Origin of the sequence: Streptomyces sp. SID3343, from assembly GCF_009865215.1 — a bacterium.
Taxonomy (GTDB): domain Bacteria; phylum Actinomycetota; class Actinomycetes; order Streptomycetales; family Streptomycetaceae; genus Embleya.
The window spans coordinates 74419-93614 of the sequence record NZ_WWJX01000161.1 but is presented as its reverse complement, the minus strand read 5'-3'; the positions used below and the strand labels follow the sequence as shown (position 1 = coordinate 93614).

At 68.5% G+C, this 19196-nt stretch carries 15 protein-coding genes; 7 read left to right on the top strand and 8 right to left on the bottom strand.

Going from position 1 to position 19196, the window contains the following annotated elements; genetic code table 11:
* Positions 1-68: 68 nt before the first annotated feature.
* From GT354_RS05875 to GT354_RS05860, 4 genes are all read left to right on the top strand, one after another.
* Entirely contained in the window at positions 69-1673 is a 1605-nt protein-coding gene (locus tag GT354_RS05875) for a helix-turn-helix domain-containing protein (protein ID WP_161355102.1), read from the top strand.
* Positions 1674-2070: 397 nt separating this feature from the next.
* Positions 2071-3549 (top strand): condensation domain-containing protein, encoded by a 1479-nt coding sequence (locus tag GT354_RS05870; RefSeq protein ID WP_161355101.1) that lies wholly within the window; start codon positions 2071-2073, stop codon positions 3547-3549.
* Positions 3549-5015, top strand: a complete 1467-nt coding sequence (locus GT354_RS05865) for a condensation domain-containing protein (RefSeq protein ID WP_237534419.1) — start codon at positions 3549-3551, stop codon at positions 5013-5015. Before GT354_RS05870 ends, GT354_RS05865 begins: the two co-directional genes overlap by 1 nt.
* A 563-nt stretch (positions 5016-5578) precedes the next feature.
* Complete coding sequence (locus tag GT354_RS05860) at positions 5579-6265, top strand: GntR family transcriptional regulator (RefSeq protein WP_237534408.1); 687 nt, start codon at positions 5579-5581, stop codon at positions 6263-6265.
* A gap of 35 nt (positions 6266-6300) precedes the next feature.
* On the opposite strand, the gene GT354_RS56375 is transcribed toward GT354_RS05860, so the two are convergent.
* Entirely contained in the window at positions 6301-7905 is a 1605-nt protein-coding gene (locus GT354_RS56375; RefSeq protein WP_161355099.1) for a helix-turn-helix domain-containing protein, read from the bottom strand.
* A gap of 236 nt (positions 7906-8141) precedes the next feature.
* Positions 8142-9014 (bottom strand): helix-turn-helix domain-containing protein, encoded by an 873-nt coding sequence (locus tag GT354_RS05850; protein WP_161355098.1) that lies wholly within the window; start codon positions 9012-9014, stop codon positions 8142-8144.
* Between the two features lie 222 nt (positions 9015-9236).
* Here GT354_RS05850 and GT354_RS05845 point away from each other — a divergent pair, with 222 nt between their 5' ends.
* The 3 genes from GT354_RS05845 to GT354_RS05835 all read left to right on the top strand — a co-directional run bounded on the left by GT354_RS05845 (position 9237) and on the right by GT354_RS05835 (position 13599).
* On the top strand, positions 9237-10151 hold the full coding sequence (locus tag GT354_RS05845; RefSeq protein ID WP_161355097.1) for an alpha/beta hydrolase: 915 nt from the start codon (positions 9237-9239) through the stop codon (positions 10149-10151).
* Between the two features lie 525 nt (positions 10152-10676).
* On the top strand, positions 10677-11966 hold the full coding sequence (locus tag GT354_RS05840; RefSeq protein WP_161355096.1) for a PKD domain-containing protein: 1290 nt from the start codon (positions 10677-10679) through the stop codon (positions 11964-11966).
* A 280-nt stretch (positions 11967-12246) separates the two neighbouring features.
* Positions 12247-13599: an AMP-binding protein gene (locus GT354_RS05835; RefSeq protein ID WP_161355095.1), complete on the top strand. Its 1353-nt coding sequence runs from the start codon at positions 12247-12249 to the stop codon at positions 13597-13599.
* A gap of 78 nt (positions 13600-13677) precedes the next feature.
* Here GT354_RS05835 and GT354_RS05830 read toward each other — a convergent pair whose 3' ends face one another.
* From GT354_RS05830 to GT354_RS05805, 6 genes are read right to left on the bottom strand one after another with little or no spacing between them, the layout of a single operon-like run.
* Positions 13678-14619, bottom strand: coding sequence for a LysR family transcriptional regulator (locus GT354_RS05830; protein WP_161355094.1), 942 nt, complete (start codon positions 14617-14619; stop codon positions 13678-13680).
* Positions 14592-15773 (bottom strand): CoA transferase, encoded by a 1182-nt coding sequence (locus GT354_RS05825; RefSeq protein WP_237534407.1) that lies wholly within the window; start codon positions 15771-15773, stop codon positions 14592-14594. The genes GT354_RS05830 and GT354_RS05825 overlap by 28 nt, the downstream gene beginning before the upstream one ends.
* 17 nt (positions 15774-15790) lie before the next feature.
* Entirely contained in the window at positions 15791-16993 is a 1203-nt protein-coding gene (locus GT354_RS05820) for a CoA transferase (RefSeq protein ID WP_161355092.1), read from the bottom strand.
* A gap of 1 nt (position 16994) precedes the next feature.
* Positions 16995-17426 (bottom strand): OB-fold domain-containing protein, encoded by a 432-nt coding sequence (locus GT354_RS05815; RefSeq protein WP_161355091.1) that lies wholly within the window; start codon positions 17424-17426, stop codon positions 16995-16997.
* Positions 17427-17446: 20 nt separating this feature from the next.
* Positions 17447-18658 (bottom strand): thiolase family protein, encoded by a 1212-nt coding sequence (locus GT354_RS05810; RefSeq protein WP_161355090.1) that lies wholly within the window; start codon positions 18656-18658, stop codon positions 17447-17449.
* Positions 18659-18668: 10 nt separating this feature from the next.
* Positions 18669-19178 (bottom strand): MaoC/PaaZ C-terminal domain-containing protein, encoded by a 510-nt coding sequence (locus tag GT354_RS05805; RefSeq protein ID WP_161355089.1) that lies wholly within the window; start codon positions 19176-19178, stop codon positions 18669-18671.
* Positions 19179-19196: the final 18 nt, after the last annotated feature.

The following is a 19196-nucleotide window of genomic DNA, read 5'->3' as shown; positions in this document are numbered from 1 at the left end:
GCCCCGCCCCAGAGCCTGACGTCCCGAGCCGGCGCACGCCGCCGGGACCGGCAACCGGAGGAGCCGACATGAAGGATGTCTCGTTAGGCAAGCCCGGGCAGGAGCGGCCCGCGATCGAATCGTCATGGACCCGATCGCGCCTGCACGGTGTGCGCAAGGACGCGGTGCCCTGCCTCGTTCGAGGTCCGGTCGATACGGAGGGCAGTCTGTCCCGCGCGGCGGGGCGGGTGCTGGAACGGGCGCAGCAGGAGGTCGAGGGGTTTTCGGCTGCGTTCTTGCTCGCCGACGCAAGGGCGTTCGTCCTCGACATGCGCTGCACCGACCGGTCGGTTGACGACGCGATGACGAATCTCGGTCTGGCACCGGGCGTCCGAGTCGAAGAGGAGAAAATCGGCACCAACGGGCTGGGCACCTCGCTGCAGACCGGCCGAAGCGTGTTCATACGCGGACCCGAACACTTCTTGAACGTGTTTGATCCCTTCTCCTGTTTCGGGCATCCGATCGTCCATCCGGTGACCCACCGGCTCGAAGGCGCCGTGAACCTCGCTTGTGCCTGGGGAGAAGAGCACCCGCTGCTGCCGTCCCTGATCCGGCATCTGGTCCAGGACATCGAAGACCGGCTCCTGCTGGATTCGCCGCTCGCCCAGCGGCGGTTGCTGGCCGCGTTCCAGGCGGCGACGCGGACCCGGGGACGGGCGGTCGTGGTGCTTGGTCCGGGACTCGTCCTGGCCAACCCGTCCGCGTTGGACCTGCTGGAGCCCGCCGATCACCCAGCCGTCCAGGCTTGCGCCGACCCTCCGGGGCCGGCCCGTGAGCGCATCCGTCAACTGACCCTGGTCTCCGGTCGGTCGGTCCGGCTCAGGTGCGTGCCGATCGAGGACACCGACGGCGTACTCATCGATATCGTCCCGGACCGAGACGCGCGCCGCGGCAGGACCCATACGGACGTGACCGCCCAGTGGCCGCTGGTCGTCATCGGCGAGCCCGGCAGCGGCCGGACCACCGAGGCACGCCGTGCCGCCGGGCCGGGCGCCACCACTGTCGACTCGACGGCCGCCGCTCGACGAGGCGAAGCCCTTTGGGGTGCGGCCCTGGGAGCGTTGCTGAAGACGGACGGGCCGGCGGTCATCGTGGAGAACATCGAGTTCCTGTCCGAACCGCTGACGATGCTGCTGGCCAAGGCGCTTCCCGGCGCCTTGCGCAAGGTCGTCCTGACCTCGACTCCCGGTGAGCATCTCCAAGGTGTGCACGCACTGCTGGTGGCCATGTGCGCCGAGCGCCGGGAACTGGTGCCGCTGCGGCGTCGTAGACACGAAATCCCGCAACTGGCACAGCAGATGCTGGCCCAGGTTTCGGGCTCCGGACGCGTCCGCCTGGCTTCCGAGACATTGCGCGTGCTGGCCGCGCAGTCCTGGCCCGGCAATCTGACCGAGCTACGCAAGGCGGTCGACGGCCTCGCTCGGCTCCGTTCGGCCGGGGACATCCTCCCCTCGGACCTGCCCGCCTCACACCGTGACAGGTCCTCCTCCGCTTCACCGTTCCGTCAAGCGGAGCGCGAAGTCATCATCGCCACGATCGACTCCGTGAACGGGAACAAGCGAGAGGCGGCGCGCGCGCTGGGTGTGAGCCGCTCCACCCTCTACAACCGCATGCGGGCACTGCACATCCACTGACTCCGAATACGACTGTCGCTCGTCCGGTGAGGCAGCGGCTGTGCCCTCTCGCTCGGCTCGGAACAGGTCACCCCGGAATTCTCAGGTGCAACCGACAGCATGCTGCGCCCGAATTCGAGACAGTTGTATCCGAATAGTTTTTCGCCGCATTTGTCGATCTGACGCGGCACGCCGACGGATCGGCGCATCGGTCCCGCCCACCTGCCAAAAGGTCGGCGGGCGATACCACCTGTTCCACTACGCAGCCGTTTTTTCGGGCTACCGGCACGCTGCGAAATGAGTGTCCAATTTCTTGGACCTTTGCGCACCGAATTCTTCCCTACCGTGAAGGCGTCGGACATCACCCTCCCCGTATCACGTCCCCCATCAGGCATCGCCTGGGTAGCGAGGCAGGCCCGTGAAGTTCATCGACATCTGGGACCTCGAAATACCGGCCGGGCAGTTGACGGTATGGCGCCCGACGGCCGGTCCCCCCGACACCCGCGACTGGATACCCGACGCGCGGCCCGCGTCGTATCTCCAGGAAGGGCATCTCAGTGATGCTCTGAACTCCGCCTCGAGCGGCCGCGGTCCCTCCTGGCTGGCCACGACGTTCGAATTGCCCGGCCCGCTCGACGAGTACGCCCTGGGCAAAGCGCTGGGCGATTGGATCAACCGGCACGAAGTGCTGCGCAGCCGACTGGAGCCGTACGCCGACGGCGACTCTCTCGGGATGTATCGCACCACCCTGCGGCCGGGCGCGGTCGGCCTCGTCCGCACGGAGCACGGCCACCTCGGCGATCCGCGCGAACTGTCCACTCGCATCGAGGAGATCCTGGACGAGAACACCGACCCCCTGATCTGGCCGTCCTTCGCGTTCCTCACCGTGCGACACCCCGATTCCACCACCGTCTGCGTCGGCTTGGACCACCACAACGTCGACGGTTACGCGATCCTGCTGATCGCCCAGGAACTACGGGAGTTGTACGGCGCGGTGCTCGACGACCGCCCCGCCCGCCTCTCCGAGGTGGGCAGCTATCTGGACTTCACCGGCCCCGAGCGCCGAGATGCCGCCGGGCTGCACAGCGAACACGAAGCCGTCCGGCACTGGCGGGACTTCGTGGCCGAGGGGGGCGGCAAGCTGCCCGAGTTCGTCGTTCCGGTCGCCGATCCGCGGCAACCGGCGTCGGTCGCCCAGGCGGGCGGTCTGAAGTGGTTGCTCGACTCCGACGACGCGCGTGCTTTCGAGCTCGTTTGCAGACAGCGGGGCGGCGATTTCTTCTCCGGTGTCCTCGCCTGCTTCGCCCTGTCCGCCCGGAGCCTGTCGGGCCGGGACGGCTTTCGCACCATGGTGCCCTTCCACACCCGCAACGAGCGGCAGTTCCACCGGTCCTTGGGCTGGTACGTGGGAATCGCGCCGGTCAGTGTCGCCGTTCGCGGTGGAGACGACTTCGAGCAGGTGATGAAGGAGGCCGGAGAGGCCCTGCGGCGTGCCCGCCCGCTGGCCTGCGCACCGCTTGCTCGACTGGCCGAACTGTTCGGGCTGCCGCTCGAACCCCGGTTCATGGTCTCGTACATGGACATCCGGTCCCTGCCCGGCGCCGGCCGGTGGACCGAGTGGAAGGCCACCGCGCTGCGCAGTCGTCGGATCCACCCGCACGAGGTCTACCTGTGGATCGTGCGTACTCGTGAGGGCGTCTACCTCAGCCACCGCTTCCCCGACTCCGAACCCGGCCGAGCCAACGTGCCCTCCTACGTCTCCGACATCGGCCGCCTGGTGCGGCAGGTCGTCGCCGGTGAGAACCTGCCGTCCGCCGCTCCGCACTCCTCTTGTCCGCCGCGATCACACCCGGTCTGTGTCCGCGACACCAAAGGAAAGGAACCCACGCCGTGTTGATGACCTTCCTGTCCGACTACGTGCCCCGGGTCGGCGAGCTGGTCGAGTTCCGGATTCCCGACCACGTCGTCGAGAAGGCGAAGCACGCACCGGTACACCCCGTGCCGCCGTCCCCGGTACAGGAGAATCACCTCGCGCGCTATCTGGCCAATCTCCAGGCCGGCCGTCCCCAGTCCCCGTGGTTGGGGCTCGCCTTCGACCTGCCGGGGCGAATCGACACCGCCGCCCTGGCCGGCGCCCTGAGGAAGTGGACGCTGCGCCACGAGACGATGCTCACGTGGTTCTCGGCCGAGCCGAACGAGGCCACCGAGGGTGGCGCCGGCACGACCCTCACTCGGCACATGGTCACTCCCGAGTACGTGGACGTACAGCCTGTGCCACGCGGCGCCTTCACCTCCGAGGACGCCGTCCGGGAGCATCTGCGCGAGCAGTTCCACGGCGGCACCAGTCCGATGTGCTGGCCGCCGTTCACCGCCGCCGCCGTACTCGGCGAGGATTCCTCCACCGTCTACTTCGCCATCGACCACGCGCACAGCGACGCCTACTCCATGCTTCTCGTCTTCGACGAACTGCGCGCCCTGTACCAGGCCGAACAGGAGGGGACCGAGGCCGTCCTGCCCGAGGTCGGCAGCTACCTCGACGCCGGCGTTCTGGAGCACGAGCGGGCCGCCGCCCTCCAGGCCGATTCTCCCGGGGTGCAAAGCTGGGTCGGCTTTCTCCTCTCCGGCCCGATGCCGTCCTTCCCGCTCGCACTGGGGCTGTCGCCGGGAGAGACGCGTGCCAGTCTCTCCTTCGAACTCGACTTGCTCACCGCTGCCGAGGCCGACGCCTTCGCCAAGGCGTGCAGGCCGCACGGCGCCGGTTTCTCCGCCGGCCTGCTGGCTGCTCTGGGGGTCGTGCACCGCGACCTCGGGGGTCGCAGCGTCTACCGCGGCCTGTCCGTCGTACACACCCGCAACGAGGTGCGCTGGCTCGCCGCCCAGGGATGGTTCATCAACCTGGTCCCGGTCGCTTTTCCGCTGACCGAGGACGGGGCGGACAGCCGACCTCTTTCCCTGGTCGAACTCCTGGGTGCCGCGGGCGCCGGATTCCGCAGTGCCTGCAAGCTGGCCTCGGTCTCTCCCCTCCGGGTGGCCGAACTCGCCGGTTTCCCCCTGCAGTCCGACGACTCCGCGGTACTCCCGATCGTCTCCTACATCGACGGGAGGCACGCCCGGGGGTCCCGTGACTGGGAGGGGGCCAACTGCAACGGGCTCTACGACTCCAGCCCGAGCAGCGAGGTCATGATGTGGGTGAACCGCCGCTGGGACAGCACCTACATGCGGGTCACCTACCCCGACACACCCGAGGCCCGGGTCAATGTGCCACGCCTGTTCGATCGGTTCCAGTACGTGGTCCGGCGGATCGCGCAGGGCGATGACGAATACACCTGCGGCCCGACAGTGCCTGCTTCTGCCGGTTGTTGACAGGCCTGCGGAGACAGCCCCAGCCAGTCGAATATTTTATCTACTGCGGGTCCGTCGGAGTCGTGAATCACGACGCCCGACGGGCCCGCACGCCATGCCCGCTCCGGGCGACACCGAGGCACGATCCGAACCGGCGTCTGCCGGAGCGCACCCGGTTCGCCTCCGAACTCGCCGGGATCACTGCGGAGTTCCTTCCCGTCCGGACGGGGGCGCCGGACGACGGCCGGGCGGGATGTAGCCGTCTACGTGATCGGAAACTTCCCCGGCCGACCACAGACCCCGCCACGAGCCGATCCGCCGGCTGCCGTCTTCGACCTCCTGCAGATCCCCGAATCGGCCGACACTCCTTCGTTCCCGGAAGGCAGAACCACCTCATGACGGGCAGCACCACCACCGACGACAGCTCATCGAGGGCCTGCCGGAACGCACCCCGGGCGCTCGGCACGCGCTTGTTCCGGGAGTGGCCGGGCCGCGTGGCTGCGCACGGGGTCGCAAGGAACTCGTCAGGCTATATGATGCACTCTGTTTCGGACCGCCGACCGGCGATGGCGAACGAGGAGCCCATGGCGCGTGACCGCAACAACTCCCAGCGGCAGCAACTCTCCGAGGAGGTGGCGACCTACGTCCGCGAGATGATCATCTCCGGCGAGGTCAGGCCCGGCGAGTTCCTGCGCCTGGAACCCATCGCGGAAGCCGTCGGCGTCAGCAACACCCCGGTACGCGAGGGTCTTCTCTCCCTCAGCAGCGAAGGTTTCATCGAACTGGTCCCTCGCCGCGGCTTCATCGTGATCCCCTTCTCCCGGCAGGACGTCCACGACCTGTTCTGGGTCCAGGCCCAACTCGGCGGCGAACTCGCCGCCCGCGCGGCCCGGAAGATCACCGGCGAACAACTCGACGAACTCGAAGCCATCGTCAAACAACAGGAGGAGGCCATCGAGGCCGACGACGAGGAAGGCATGCTCGAACACGGCCACGCCTTCCACCGTCACATCAACCTCGCCGCCGATTCCCACCGCCTCGCCCTCCTTCTGCGCTCCGCCGTCAAGCAACTGCCCAACCGTTTCTACATCTCCATCGAAGGCAGAGCCGCCGCCGCCCGCGAGGAGCACCCCCTCATCGTCGAAGCACTTCGCCGGCGCAGGCACGGCATGGCACGCTCGCTCGTGGAACAACACACCCTGCAAAGCGCCGACCATCTCATCGAGACCCTTGAGGCACGCGGACTCTGGCAGGACCGCACCGACTCCTGAACCACGCCGGCCGAACCGGCCCCGCTCCCCCGACGTCAGTACACCCGCAAGGCACGCATCCGGTTGTAGAGCGTGGACCTGCTCACCCCCAAAGCGCGTGCCGCCTGGAGTCGGTTGCCGCCGGCCGCCTTGATGGCGGCGACGATGACCTCGCGCTCGGCCTGCAGAAGCGGCGACGTCGGAACCGGCACGCCGCAGTGCGAAGCGGGCAGGTCCGAGGGGACGATGTCGCCCACCGAACGTCTTTCGGCGACGAACCGAACCACCCGCCGCAGTTCGGCAAGGTTACCGGGCCACGGCTGAGCGGCCAGTACCCGCAGGCTGTCGCCGGTCATCCGAGCCCGCTCGGGGCCCACCTCGTCGGTCAGCATGTTCTGCGCCAACCGGGGAATGTCGTGCCTGCGCCGGCGCAGAGGGAGCAGGTCGCGCCGCGCGCCGCAGAGCGCTGCCAGTGGTGCGTGCACACCGTCGAGATGTTCGCCGGGTGTCGAGGTCAGCACGGTCTTTCGCCGCGTGGCGCGCATCCACTCAACCGTCGGCGTCGTCATCCGCTCGCTCATGAGCTGGATGTTCTCGATGATCAACGGGCACGCGCCGCCGGCCGGCAGGGCCGCCATGCCTTTGGTCCACTCTTGTTCGCCCTGGCACACGGCGTCGGCGGCGTCGAGTACGAACGCATCGGGTCCGGCTGCCCGCCGAGCCTCGGTGGTACGGCCGCTGCCGAGCTCACCGACGATCAACAGCGGTCGACCGACGGCAAGGTCGGCACCGTCCGTGCCTCGACGGCCCGACCGTTTCACAACGATGTCGACCAGTGCCCCGTCGGCGCCGTCGACGGGCGCACACCTCAGCCGGACCGTTCGGCCGCAGACCAGCGTCAGATGACGATCGACCTCGCGGTCGGAGCGCATCCCCTCCACGCACGCCTGGACGGCCACGTGGTCCGCAGGACTCAGCAACTCCAGTGCGGCCGGAGTCGCCAGAACGACGCCCCGACCCACCCCCATGACCGGCCGCCGGGAAGAGCGGGCAGCCGTCCGGAACGCTGCCAGCAGCCGGCGCTGGGTCCGGGTCGCGTCCAACCGAAGCCGGTCCTCGATGTCACGGACGATGCGCCGAACCAGGGCTGCGAACAGGGGGTGCTCCTCGCCCAAGGGGGCTCCGACATTGACGACCCCCTCGATCCGACGGGTGATCGGATGGATGATCGGATGTCCGTAGCAGGCGAACTCACAAAAGGTCGTCATGAAGTGATCGGTGCCACGGACCAGCAGGCCTTGGCCGGTCTCCAGCGGAGTGCCGACCGCGTTGGTCCCCACCTGCTCCTCGCCGAGCCGAACGCCCGGCACGATCCCGAACGCGGTCAGCGCTGTGCCGAACGTCGCGTCTGCGCAGCGGATGTCGATGATGCGCGCCTCGCGGTCGGCCAGCACCAGGACACACCGGGCGTCGGCGAGTTCCGCCTGCCCCCGGTCCAGCACCGGGCGAGCCGCACGAACCAGAATTCCGTCACCGGCCACCGGCCCCTGGTCGAGGGCCGGAGCGCCGTGCCGGTGGAGGCCGTTCAGGCGCGACCGGCTCCACGAGGACTCGATCTCCGGCCGTACCTTCCCGGCACCATCCTGAGAAGAGCCGTACACGCAAGGCCACCTCTGCTCGCCACGGACATCGCTCTCGCACCCACGCGGATCTGCCCGTGGTGCGAGCCGGACCATTCGATCCACCTGCGTCCGGCGTTGGGAAGGCCGGGACGTGTGGGTGTCCAAATATCCGGACACCGTCGAGCCGGCAGGTCGCCGGGCCTGTGGTTCGTTCGGGCTCGGGTGACCCTCGGGCTCGGGTGACCGGTGAGTGACTGCCCTGCGAGGTCGGCCGATCAGCCGCCGGTGTCCGCCGACGCGGTGGATTCGTCGGTGGCGGCCCACGAGGAGAGGATGCGCAGACCGTCGTGGGAGGGGCTGCCGGGTTCGGTGGTCCACGTGACGAGTTGCTGGTCGGGGTCGGTGGCGCAGGTGAGGGTGTCCCAATCGAGGGTGAGATCGCCGGCGACGGGATGGTGGTACACCTTGGTGCCCATGCCCCGGGCAGCGACATGGTGGGCGCCCCACCAGCGGCGGAAGTCGGCGTCCTGCACGGACAGTTCGCCGACGAGAGCGGCCAGTCGCAGGTCGTGCGGGTCGCGGGCCGCCTCCATCCGCAGTTGGGCCACACACGCGTGGGCGACGTTCTTCCAGTCCGGATACAGCGCCCGGAAAGCGGGGTCCATGAACACCAGCCGCACCATGTTGCGCTGCTTCTCCGGGACCTTGCCGAAGTCGGTGATCAGCGCGGCGGCCATCGAGTTCCAGGCGAGGACGTCCATCCGGCGGCCCAGAACCATGGCGGGGGTGCCGGCCAGGTCGTCCAGCAGCCGGCGCAACCGGGGCTGGACCTTCTGCGCGGACACCCGGCGCGGCCGAGGCTCGTCCTTGCCCGCGAGCCCGTACACGTATTCGCGTTCGTCGTCGTCCAGACGCAGGACCTCGGTGAGGCTCTCCAGCACCGACTGGGACGCCTGCCGCCGGCCCTGCTCCAGTCTCGTGTAGTAGTCGGTGCTGATGGAGGCGAGCAGGGCCACCTCCTCCCGGCGCAGGCCCTTGACCCTGCGCCTGCCCCCGGTCTGCGGCAGTCCGACCATGGCGGGGGTGAGCTCCATGCGGCGGGCCTTGAGGAAAGCGCCCAGCTCATCGCGGTGCGCGCTGCTGCTCATGGGACAAGTCTCGCAGCAAACGCCACGACTGTGAGGGGGCCGGTTCGGTCCCAGGACACCCGTGTCGGGGGTTGGAAGTCGCCCATTTCGCCGGCGTGCGACGCGTGGAAACCTTTGTCAGGTGGCAACGCGGGGGCGTACGGAGAGGTTCTTCCTCACCGGACGTCCCCGGATCACGGCCACGCAGGCCACTGCACCTCGGAACCAAGGAACGCCAAGCACATGAAGGCGAACGTAACCTTTCCCAGCGCCGGACTCTCGCTCGCCGGCCTTCTGTTCACCCCGGACAGCCACACCGGCACCCCCCTGCCGGCCGTGGTCGTCTCCCACCCCGGTGGCGGTGTGAAGGAGCAGACCGCGAGCCTCTACGCCGAGCGCCTGGCCCGCGAGGGTTTCGCGGCGCTGGTCTTCGACGCCGCTTACCAGGGCGGCAGCGAGGGCACTCCCCGCGGCCTGGAGAACCCCTTCCAGCGGGCCGAGGACGTGCGCGCCGCCGTCACCTACCTGACTACTCGTGACGACATCGATCCGGTCCGCATCGGCGCTCTCGGGATCTGCGCGTCCGGTGGGTACGTCCCCTTCGCCGCGCAGACCGACCACCGCATCAGGGCCGTGGCCGCGGTCAGCGCCGTCGACGTCAGCAGCCTGCTGGTCGACGGTCTCGGCCGCACCCAGGGCCCCGAAGTCCTGCAGGCCCTGCTCGAGCAGGCCGGCGCCGCGCGGACCGCGGAGGCCAAGGGCGAGAAGCCTGCCGTGCTGAACTGGGCCCCGGAGAGCCCCGAGGGCCTGGAGGAGGCACCCACCCTGTACCGGGAGGCGCAGGACTACTACCGCACCCCGCGCGGCGGGCACTGCAACTCCACCAACGAATGGCCGCTGCGCAGCATCGACCACATCGCCCAGTTCGACCCGTACGCGAGGATCGAGCTGATCGCCCCGCGCCCGCTGCTGATGATCGTCGGTTCCGAGGCGGACACCGCCTACTTCAGCCGTGAGGCCGTGGAGAAGGCGAACGAACCGAAGGAGCTGTTCGTCGTGGACGGGGGTACTCACGTCTCGTTGTACGACAGGGACGAACACGTCACCCCCGCCGTCGCCAAGCTCACCGACTTCTTCGGGCAGCACCTGGCAGGCTGACACCGACCCGGCCTGACGTGGCACACCGACGCCGGCCTCCGGAACCCGCTCGTGGTCCCGGAGGCCGGCGTCGTCGCGTTCGGTACCCCTCGCCCGCGCCGGACTCGACGTGCGATTCGGGCGGGGTCCGGTGCCGCGGCGCGCGCCCGGCTGTCCAGAAATCCGGACACTTGTCGATGGCGGGCTCGGATAGACAAGGGGGCACCTCGTCGCGAGGTCCACTGCACACGGCAGCACCGACCGAACGCGATGCACGGTGGAGCCCCGACCGAATACAGCTCGGCCGTGGGCGTTTATCCGACTTTGAAAAAAGAGGAGAACCGTATGACCAGGTTCCCGATGGCTCGCTCAAGGCGTATCGCACTTTCGGTGTCCTTCATGGTCGCGCTGGTCGGTTCCGGATCGGTTGCCGCGTCCACTTCCGCCACCGGAGCTCAGCCGGCTGCCGGCTCGAGTTCGTCCGCGACTTCGCAAAGACACCTTTACGTTGGCGGTTTCGCTTCGCCGGCGATTGCCGGCGCCTCCGTGACCAGAGACGGCGCGATGCGGCTGGTCTCCGATTCCCCGTTCGCGTCCGGTCCGTCCTCGTTGGGTATGGCCATCACTCCGGACGGCCGGACGCTTTACTCGGTGAGCGCGGGGCTGCAACTCAGTTCGCTCGCACTGCTCCCCGGGACCATAACCGGCTATCACGTGGAGCCCGGCGGCCGGCTTACCGAGATCGCCCAGACCACCGCCCCGGGCCCCGTGATCGGCGCCGCGATCACCCCGGATGGTGCCCGCCTGTTCGTGACGATCGCCACGGGCGAGACGGGCCAGGTGCTGTCCTATGCGATCTCGCCGTCGGGGACGTTGACGCCGACGGGTGCACCGCCTGCCCAGGTCCCCAGTGCGATCAGCCAGGTGGTGATCAGCCCGGACGCGCGCCACCTGTTCGTGAGCAACTTCCTTACGGGCAACATGTCCAGCTTCGCGATCGCGCCCGACGCGGGCCTCACCCCCGTCGGCGCACCCGTCCCGACCGGGATATCGCCGGCCATTCCGTCCGTCTCGGCCGACGGCCGCTACCTGTACGTCGGCAACGAGGGCAGCGGCGACGTCTCGGGCTACACCATCGGGGACAACGGGGCGCTCACTCCCGTTGCCGGTTCCCCCTACCCGAGCGGTGGCACGCCGCACGGTCCGATCTTCACGTCGGACTCCGGCCGCATCTATGTCGCCAACGCGTCGGGCAACTCGATCTCCGGTTGGCAGATCGGCCCCGACGGCCGGCTGAGCGCGCTCCCCGGTTCGCCGTACGCGGTCCCGGACGGCGTCGCCCGGGTCATTCTCAGTGCCGACGGGAAGGTCATGTACGCGATGACCGGCGCGCCGCGGCAGTCGGGCAAGGTGACCGGTTATGCGGTCAAGGCCGACGGTAGCCTGACCCCGACCAGGTCCCCGTCCATCAGCACCGGCCTGTACTGGCACGACGGTTCGAACGCGTTCCTCACGCCGAACCAGGGCCCGACCGCGGCGCTCCGCGTCGACGGCGAGGGCCTCGGACTCACCCGGATCTTCTCGGCCGTGAAATCCGCCGACTCGGACGGACGGGTCACCGGCTACACGTGGGACTTCGGGGACGGCTCGACCCAGACCACCACGACGCCGTTCGTCACGCACCGCTACGCAGCCGCGGGCGAGCGGACCGTGAGCGTGACCGTGACGGACGACGAGGGTTGTTCGACCTCGCTGATCTACAACGGCACGATGGTCGAGTGCCGCGGCAGTGCGCAGGCCCGCGCAACGCAGGAGATCGCGGTGGGCCGTTACTGACCGGCCCTGAACGGTGGAGCCCCGCGCACATCGGGTGACACCGAGACGCAAAGGATCGAGTGACGGGGGCGGGTTCGCGGCGGTCGCCGTGCGGACCCGCCCCTCTTCGAGGCGAGTTGCCCTCCCCTGGGACAGCTCTGGTTCGAGCCAAAAATGAGATATATGATGTAGAACTCTTGAGTCTCGCGCAGTCGCGCGAGCAGACCTCGTGGACGGCTCACAGGCGTCGCGATGGCGCGGCAGCCCGGCTTCCGACACGCCAGGAATAGAGGGAGGCGTCATGTCAGTTGCTCCGTTCTCCGAGAAGTACTGGAGCCCGATCGAGACTGTCTCGGCTGTGCAGGCGCGGGCAGTCCAGGACGAGCGGCTGAGGGAGCAGATCACGCATCTCGCGGCACACAGCACCTTCTACCGTGAGAAGTTCGCGCGACACGACGTCGACGTCACGAAGATCAGGACGGTCGACGACCTGGCCGCTCTTCCGTTCACCGAAAAGCAGGAGCTCCGCGACAGTCTGGCCGCGGTGCCACCGCTGGGCGCCCATGTCGCCGTCGACCATGCCGACGTCGTGCAGATCCAGGCATCGTCCGGCACCACCGGAAATCCCTCCTACGTGGCGCTGACCGCCGACGACATCGTCACCTGGTGCGAACTCGGGGCCCGGGCCCTCTACGCGAACGGGTTCCGGCCCGGCGACCGGCTGTTGCACGCGTTCGGCATGAGCAAGGGGTTCGTCGGCGGATTGCCCATCGTGCAGATCCTGCGGTACATGGGCATCGTCGACATCCCCATCGGTGCGGAGGCCGGTGCGGAACGGCTGCTTCGCGTGCAGGCGGACCAGCGCCCGAACGCCCTGATCGGTACCCCGTACTTCCTCGCCCACCTCGCCGAACAGGCGCCGAGGATCGTCGGGCGACCCGCCCGTGAACTCGGTGTCCGCACCATCAGCGTCGGCGGTGAACCGGGCGGCGGCCTGCCTGCCGTGCGGGACAGGCTCGAATCGCTGTGGGGCGCGACGTCGCGGGAGATGCTCGGGGGGACGGACATCGCCTGCACGTACTGGGGCGAGTGCGAGGCGGGTGAAGGCATGCATTTCCTGTCACCGGACCTGATGATCGCCGAACTGATCGACCCCGAGACCGGCGAGCAGGTCGCGCCGGTCGAGGGCGCGCAGGGCGAACTCGTCTACACCGCTCTGCGTCGCCGGGCTTCGCCCCTGCTGCGTTTTCGCACCAGGGACCACGTCGTCGTCACCGGGACGGATTGTTCGTGCGGCCGGACCGGTTTCAAGGTCCGGTGCATCGGCCGCACGGACGACATGCTGATCGTGCGCGGAATCAATCTGTTCCCCTCGGCGATCAAGCAGTTGGTCACCGAGTCGACGCCGGCCGCAACGGGAGAGATGCGTATCCGCGCCGAGTTCGAGGGCCACTCGACCCAGCAACCGCTTCTCCTGGTGGTGGAGCACGCCGCGGGATTGGGCCCGGAGCAACAGAACGACCTGCGCGCCACGATCGAGCAGCGGATCCGCTCCGCCCTCAATGTGAAGACGGTCGTCCAACTCGTTCCCGACGGGACACTGAAGCGTCCGGACCACGTCAAGGTCTCACTGGTCGAGCGCGTCTCGCCCTAGCCGGCAGCACGAGTCGACACGCGTTGCCGCCGAAGGCCGTCGGAAGGGATCCCGGATCCTTCCGACGGCCTTCGGCGCTCAGGAAGGACTCGTACTCCCGCGGTCGTCGGCCGGGTGGTCGAGCAACCGGTTGACGAACGCGCGCGCGGCCGGGCTCACGGTGCGCCCCCGCGCGGTGGCGATGTGGATCTTTCGCACCGCCCATGGCTCGGCGAGTTCGACCATGGCCACGCCGGACAGCGTCTCCCGGGTGACCAGGCATTCGGGCTGCACGGTCACCCCCAACCCCGCCTGAACCAGGCTGATCGCCACGCTTGCGCTTCGCACCGTGTATTCCGGTTCGAACTCCCTGTCCAGGCGCCTGGCCGCGGCACGGAAGGCACCGAGCATCGAGCCGACCGCGATCAGGTTCTCCGGCAGCAGATCCTCGAACGTCACACCGGACCGTTCGCTCAGCCAGTGGTCCCGCCGCACCACGGCCACCAGGCGGTCTCGTCGGTAGGGCGTGACGTCGACACCTTCGAGATCGAGTTCGTATGCCGCCGCGAACACCCCGATGTCCGCCTGCCCGTGCGCGACCTGCCGCACGATCTCGGCGTTCTCGACGTCGTGCACCGCGAGGTGGACCAGCGGATATTCGCGGCTGTATTCACCGAGTTCGCGCGCGAGGAACGGGACCAGTATGGTGCGCGCCGACGCGATGGTCAGCTCGCCTCGCACGCCCTCGGTGAAGGAGGCGATCTCGGCGTGCAGGTCTTCGAGGCCGTCGAAGATCCGGCGGACGTAGCGCGCCAGGACGGCTCCGGCAGGAGTCGGGACAACCCCCTTCGGTCCGCGTTCGAGAAGCTGGATGCCGGCGATGTCTTCCAGGATCTGGATGCGTTTGGTCGCTGTCGACGCGGCGATGTTCTCCCGGATCGCGGCCCGGCCGATCTGCTGCTCTTCGATCGCGGAGAGAAAGAGTCGCAGAGTGAACAGGTCGACCTGGCGAATCAGGTGCAGTCGATGGAACGTGCCCATGTCGCCACTCTCGTCTTCGTGGGCACTGCGTCGATCCCGTCGTTGTCCGCGCCGATGCCACGCGCCTCGGGCAGGGGCGGCGGGCGCTTGCCGTCGAACGACAAAGGCAGGCCCACCACCGCGAGGTCGTCGTGCGACGCCTTGCCGATGATGCCCAGCGCGCGCGTCTGCTCGTGGTCGACGACCTCCGCCGTGGTCTGGATCGGCGCCACCGGGATTCCGGCGGCCCGCAGGCGGTCCTGCCAGTACGCGCGCGACTGTTGTGCCAGCCGCTCGCCGATCAGCCGGTCGATGTCGCGCCGGTTTCGCAGCCGCCCCGCGTTGCCGGCGAATCTGTCGTCCGTGGCCCATTCCGGGTGGCCGAGCGTCTCGCACAGGCGACCGAACAGGGTGTCGTTCGCACAGCTGACGATCAGGTCGCCGTCGGCGGTGGCGTACGCACGATGCGGCACGATGAAGGCCACACCCGATCCGTGGCGCCCGCCGGGTTCGCCGTCGGCGCTGTGGTTGGCGATGCCGACGGACATCCACGCGATGGCCGTCTCCAGGAGCGACGCGTGCACCGTCGCGCCGCAATGTTTGGTGCCACGCCGGTGCAGGGCGGCCAGGATGCCGATGGCGGCCCACATCCCGGACCCGAAGTCGACGATGGAGACCCCCGCGCGTACGGGAGATCCGTCCTCCTCGCCGGTGATGCTCATGATGCCGGAGAATGCCTGCATCAGCGGGTCGTAGCCGGGCAGCGTATTGAGCGGTCCCTCGTGGCCGAACGCGCCGATTTCGCAGCAGATCAACTCTGGCTTGGTCACGCGCAGACTGTCGGCGTCAAGGCCGTACGCGGCACTGGCGCCCGGCCGGAGGTTGTGCACGAACACGTCGGCGCGTTCGGCGATCAGCCGGTGCAGGGTGCTCAGTTGGGCCGAATCCTTGATGTCGATGCTGATGCACCGTTTGCCTCGGTTGAGAGCGTGGAAGGCCGCTCCGCTCCCCTTCCAGGTGCTCGGTCCCCAGCCGCGCGAGGAATCGCCCGACGGACGTTCCACCTTCCACACCTCGGCGCCGAGCTCGGCCAGGATCTTGCCGGTGAACGGAGCCGACGCGCTGTCGCTCAGCTCCACCACCACCACGCCCGACAGGAGCAGGTCACGCGGCATCGTGTCCCCTTCTTCCTTCATGTGCCCGCGACCGCACGCGCGGCTGCCGAGTTCAGCAGGTCCTCGATCTCGCTTTCGTCCAGGCCGTACTCCGCGAGGAGTTGTGCCGAGTGCTCACCAAGGCGCGGCGCCGGGTGGCGCAACTCCGGACTGCTCTCGCTCCACCGCTGCGGGATGCCGAGCATCCGCAGCAGGCCCTCGCTCGGATGCTCCTGTACGACGAAGAACCCGACTTCCGTCATGTGCGGGTCGTCGAGCAGCGTCTGTGGCGTGTTCACCTCGATGATCGGGACGTCTGCCTCGGTCAGCAGTGCGATCCACTCGGCCGTCGTCCTGGTCGGGAAGGTTTCGGCCAGGAACTCGTTGACGAGTGCGATGTTGTCGGTACGGTCGCCGACGGTGGCGAAACGCGGGTCGTCCGCCAGGTCCGGGTGCCCGGTCAGCTCGCAGAACCGCCGCCAGTGCCGGTCCGTGTAGACGTTGGTCCCCACGTGGCCGTCTCGGGTGCGGTAAGGGCGACGGTCCGGGTTCATCATCCGTGCGTATCCCCAGTCCCCGATCGGGGGGACGAAGGTGTGCCCGTACAGGTGGTCGCCGAGGACGAAGTGGGCGAACGTCTCGAACATCGGCACCTGGACCTCCTGGCCCCGGCCGGTGCGCTCGCGCCGGTACAACGCCATCGAGACGGCGGAGCCGGCGGCCATGCCGACCACACGGTCCGCGACGGCGGTGGCCACATAGTCGGGCGGGCCGACCTTGCGGCTTTGCAGGACGGGCATCCCCACCGCGGCCTGGATCAGGTCGTCGTACGCGGGGCGGTCCGCGTAGGGCCCGTCCTGCCCGAAGCCGAAGACGCCGCAGTAGATGATCCTCGGGTTGATGTCGCGGGCTTCCTCGTACGAAAGCCCCAGCCCGGCCATGGACTTGGGGCGCAGGCTGTGCAGGATCACGTCGGCGGAGGCGATCATCTTCTTCAGCGCGGTGTTGCCGGCCTCGCTCTTGAGGTCGAGGACGAGGCTGCGCTTGTTGCGGTTGAGATGCAGGAAGATCGCACTCATCCCGGGATTTCGACACGGCCCTATCCCTCGGGTCGTGTCGCCTTGGGGCGACTCGATCTTCGCGACGTCGGCGCCCATGTCCGCGAGCGACAGCGTCGCGTACGGTCCCATGAAGTTCGAGGACAGGTCCAGGATCCGCACACCGTGGAGGGGTCCGGGCATCTCATGCCTCCGGGTCGGTCGTGGTCGGTGCGAACACGGGCAGTTTCTGCTCGCCTCGCCGGACGAAGCGGACCGAGACCTCGGTGCCGATCCGGATGGTGTCCGGTTCGCCTTCGATCTGGGTGAACAGGTAGTAGTCCTCGTGCAGGTGCACGAAGCCGACCGTGTACGGGGTGATCGAGGCCCAGGCCGGGGTCGGGCCGCGCATGATCGTGCTGTACGAGTAGACCGTGCCGCGCCCGGCGGACCGCACCCACGTGAGCGCGGCCGACTCGCAGTGGGGACAGAAGGAGTGGGCCGGCCACACGGCCTGTGCACAGTCGGCGCAGCGCTGGAACGTCAGCCACTCGTTCGCCAGCGCCGCCCAGTACGGCTCCGCGGCGGGCAGGCGATACGGCTGGGGCCAGTCGTTCGTTGCTTTCGTCTCGCTCATCCGGTGCTCCCCATCGTCTCTCACGTCGAGGAGGACAGCAGCATCACGCTGCCCGCCGCCAGCATGCCGCCGGCGCCCTGCACCAGCACCGTCCGCGGCCGGCGCGTCGGTGCCAATCCCAGGGGCCGGCCGCGCAATTGACGGACCGCTTCGACCAAACTGTCCATGTTGCAGGAGATTCCGGGCTGACCGAACGACAGCCAGCCGCCGTTCGTGTCGGTCGGGAGATCGCCGTCGATGCCGGTGCGTCCGTCGCGGTAGACGTCGATGCCGTGCCCCTTCTTCGCGAACCCCAGGTCCTCCATGACGATGGGGCCCATGTGGGCGAAGTTGACCGAGATCTGCATCATGTCGATGTCGGACGGGCCGAGCCCGGATCCGGTGTACGCCTGGCGGGCGGCCTCGGCCGTCGCGGTGTGCGTCAGATTGGGGTGGTTCCCCAGACCCGGGAACCGACACGAACGCATGTTCATGCGGTCGCCCAGGTATTCGTGGGTCGTGGCCGAGCCGTAGCCGAGGACGTACACCGGATCGCGGGCGTGCCGCGCCTTCTCCGGGGAGGTGACGATCAGCGCGCCACCGGTGCCCCCACCCCAGGTGGAGCACATCCACCGGCGCAGAGGCGTGGCGACGTAGGGCGAGGCCATTACCGTGGCGCGGTCGATCTCCCCGTGCTTGCGCTTCGCCGCGTGGGGGTGGTGGGCTCCCCAGCGCTGGTTGGCCACGGCGACGTCCGCGAGGTCCTTCTCGGTGAGGCCGAATTCGTGGAAGTAGCGGTGGGCGGCCTGGGCGTAGAGCGCGGGGATGGTGGGCCCGTACGGAACCTCGTACTGCGGATCGGCGTCGGCTTCGGCTCCCATTGCCACCGCGTCGACGAACAACTGGGTCGCGTCGCTCTGCAGACACAGCACGTATTCGGCCGCGCCGGCCGCGATCATCTGCGAGGCGACGGCGATCGTCGCGGTCAATCCGGCGCCGTGCATGGTGAGTTCGCTGGTGAGCGTCACCGGCATCTGCATGTGCGAGATGAAGATGTTGCTCCATTGGGACCGTTTGTCCGCCCACGGAGAGCGTCCGGTGAACACCGCGTCGACCTGTTCCTTGCGGATTCCGGCGTCGGCGAGTGCGTGCTGGGTCGCCTCCGCGGCGAGCCGCAGTGGGTCCTTGCGGTCGTCGAGCGAGGCGTAGGCGTCGCCCATGCCGATGACGGCGGCCACGGGTGCGGTTGGCATCGGAGCGACCTCAGGCCTTCTCGCGCGGCTTCTCGGTGGGAATGGACCCGGCGAGCAGGGCCTCGAGGTCCGCCCGCCGACGGAGCATGAGCAGGCTCCACTCGGACTTCTGGCACACGTGGCCATGCTGGTTGAGCGCCTTCATCAAGAGGGTGACGACGCCGTACTTGTCGTCCTTCTCCTTCTTGCCGACGACCTCCGCGGTCACGTAGATCGTGTCGTTGATGTGCACCGGCGTGAGGTAACGCAGGTTGTCGATGCCGTAGTTGGCCTGGATCGGGGGGCCGAAGGTGATCAGGCCGGTCATGATCGAGTACGTCAGCGAGCCTTGGACCAGGCGTTCACCGAAACGGGTTTGCGCCGCGTAGTGGACGTTCGAGTGGATCTCGATCCAGTTGCCGGTCAGCGCGCAGTAGTTGACGACGTCGGCCTCGGTGATCGTTCGGCCACCCGAGCGGAAGATGCGGCCGGCCTCGATTTCGTCGAACGGCATGTCGATGCGGTTGTCGATCGTGGTCATCGTGGGTCTCCTCGGCAG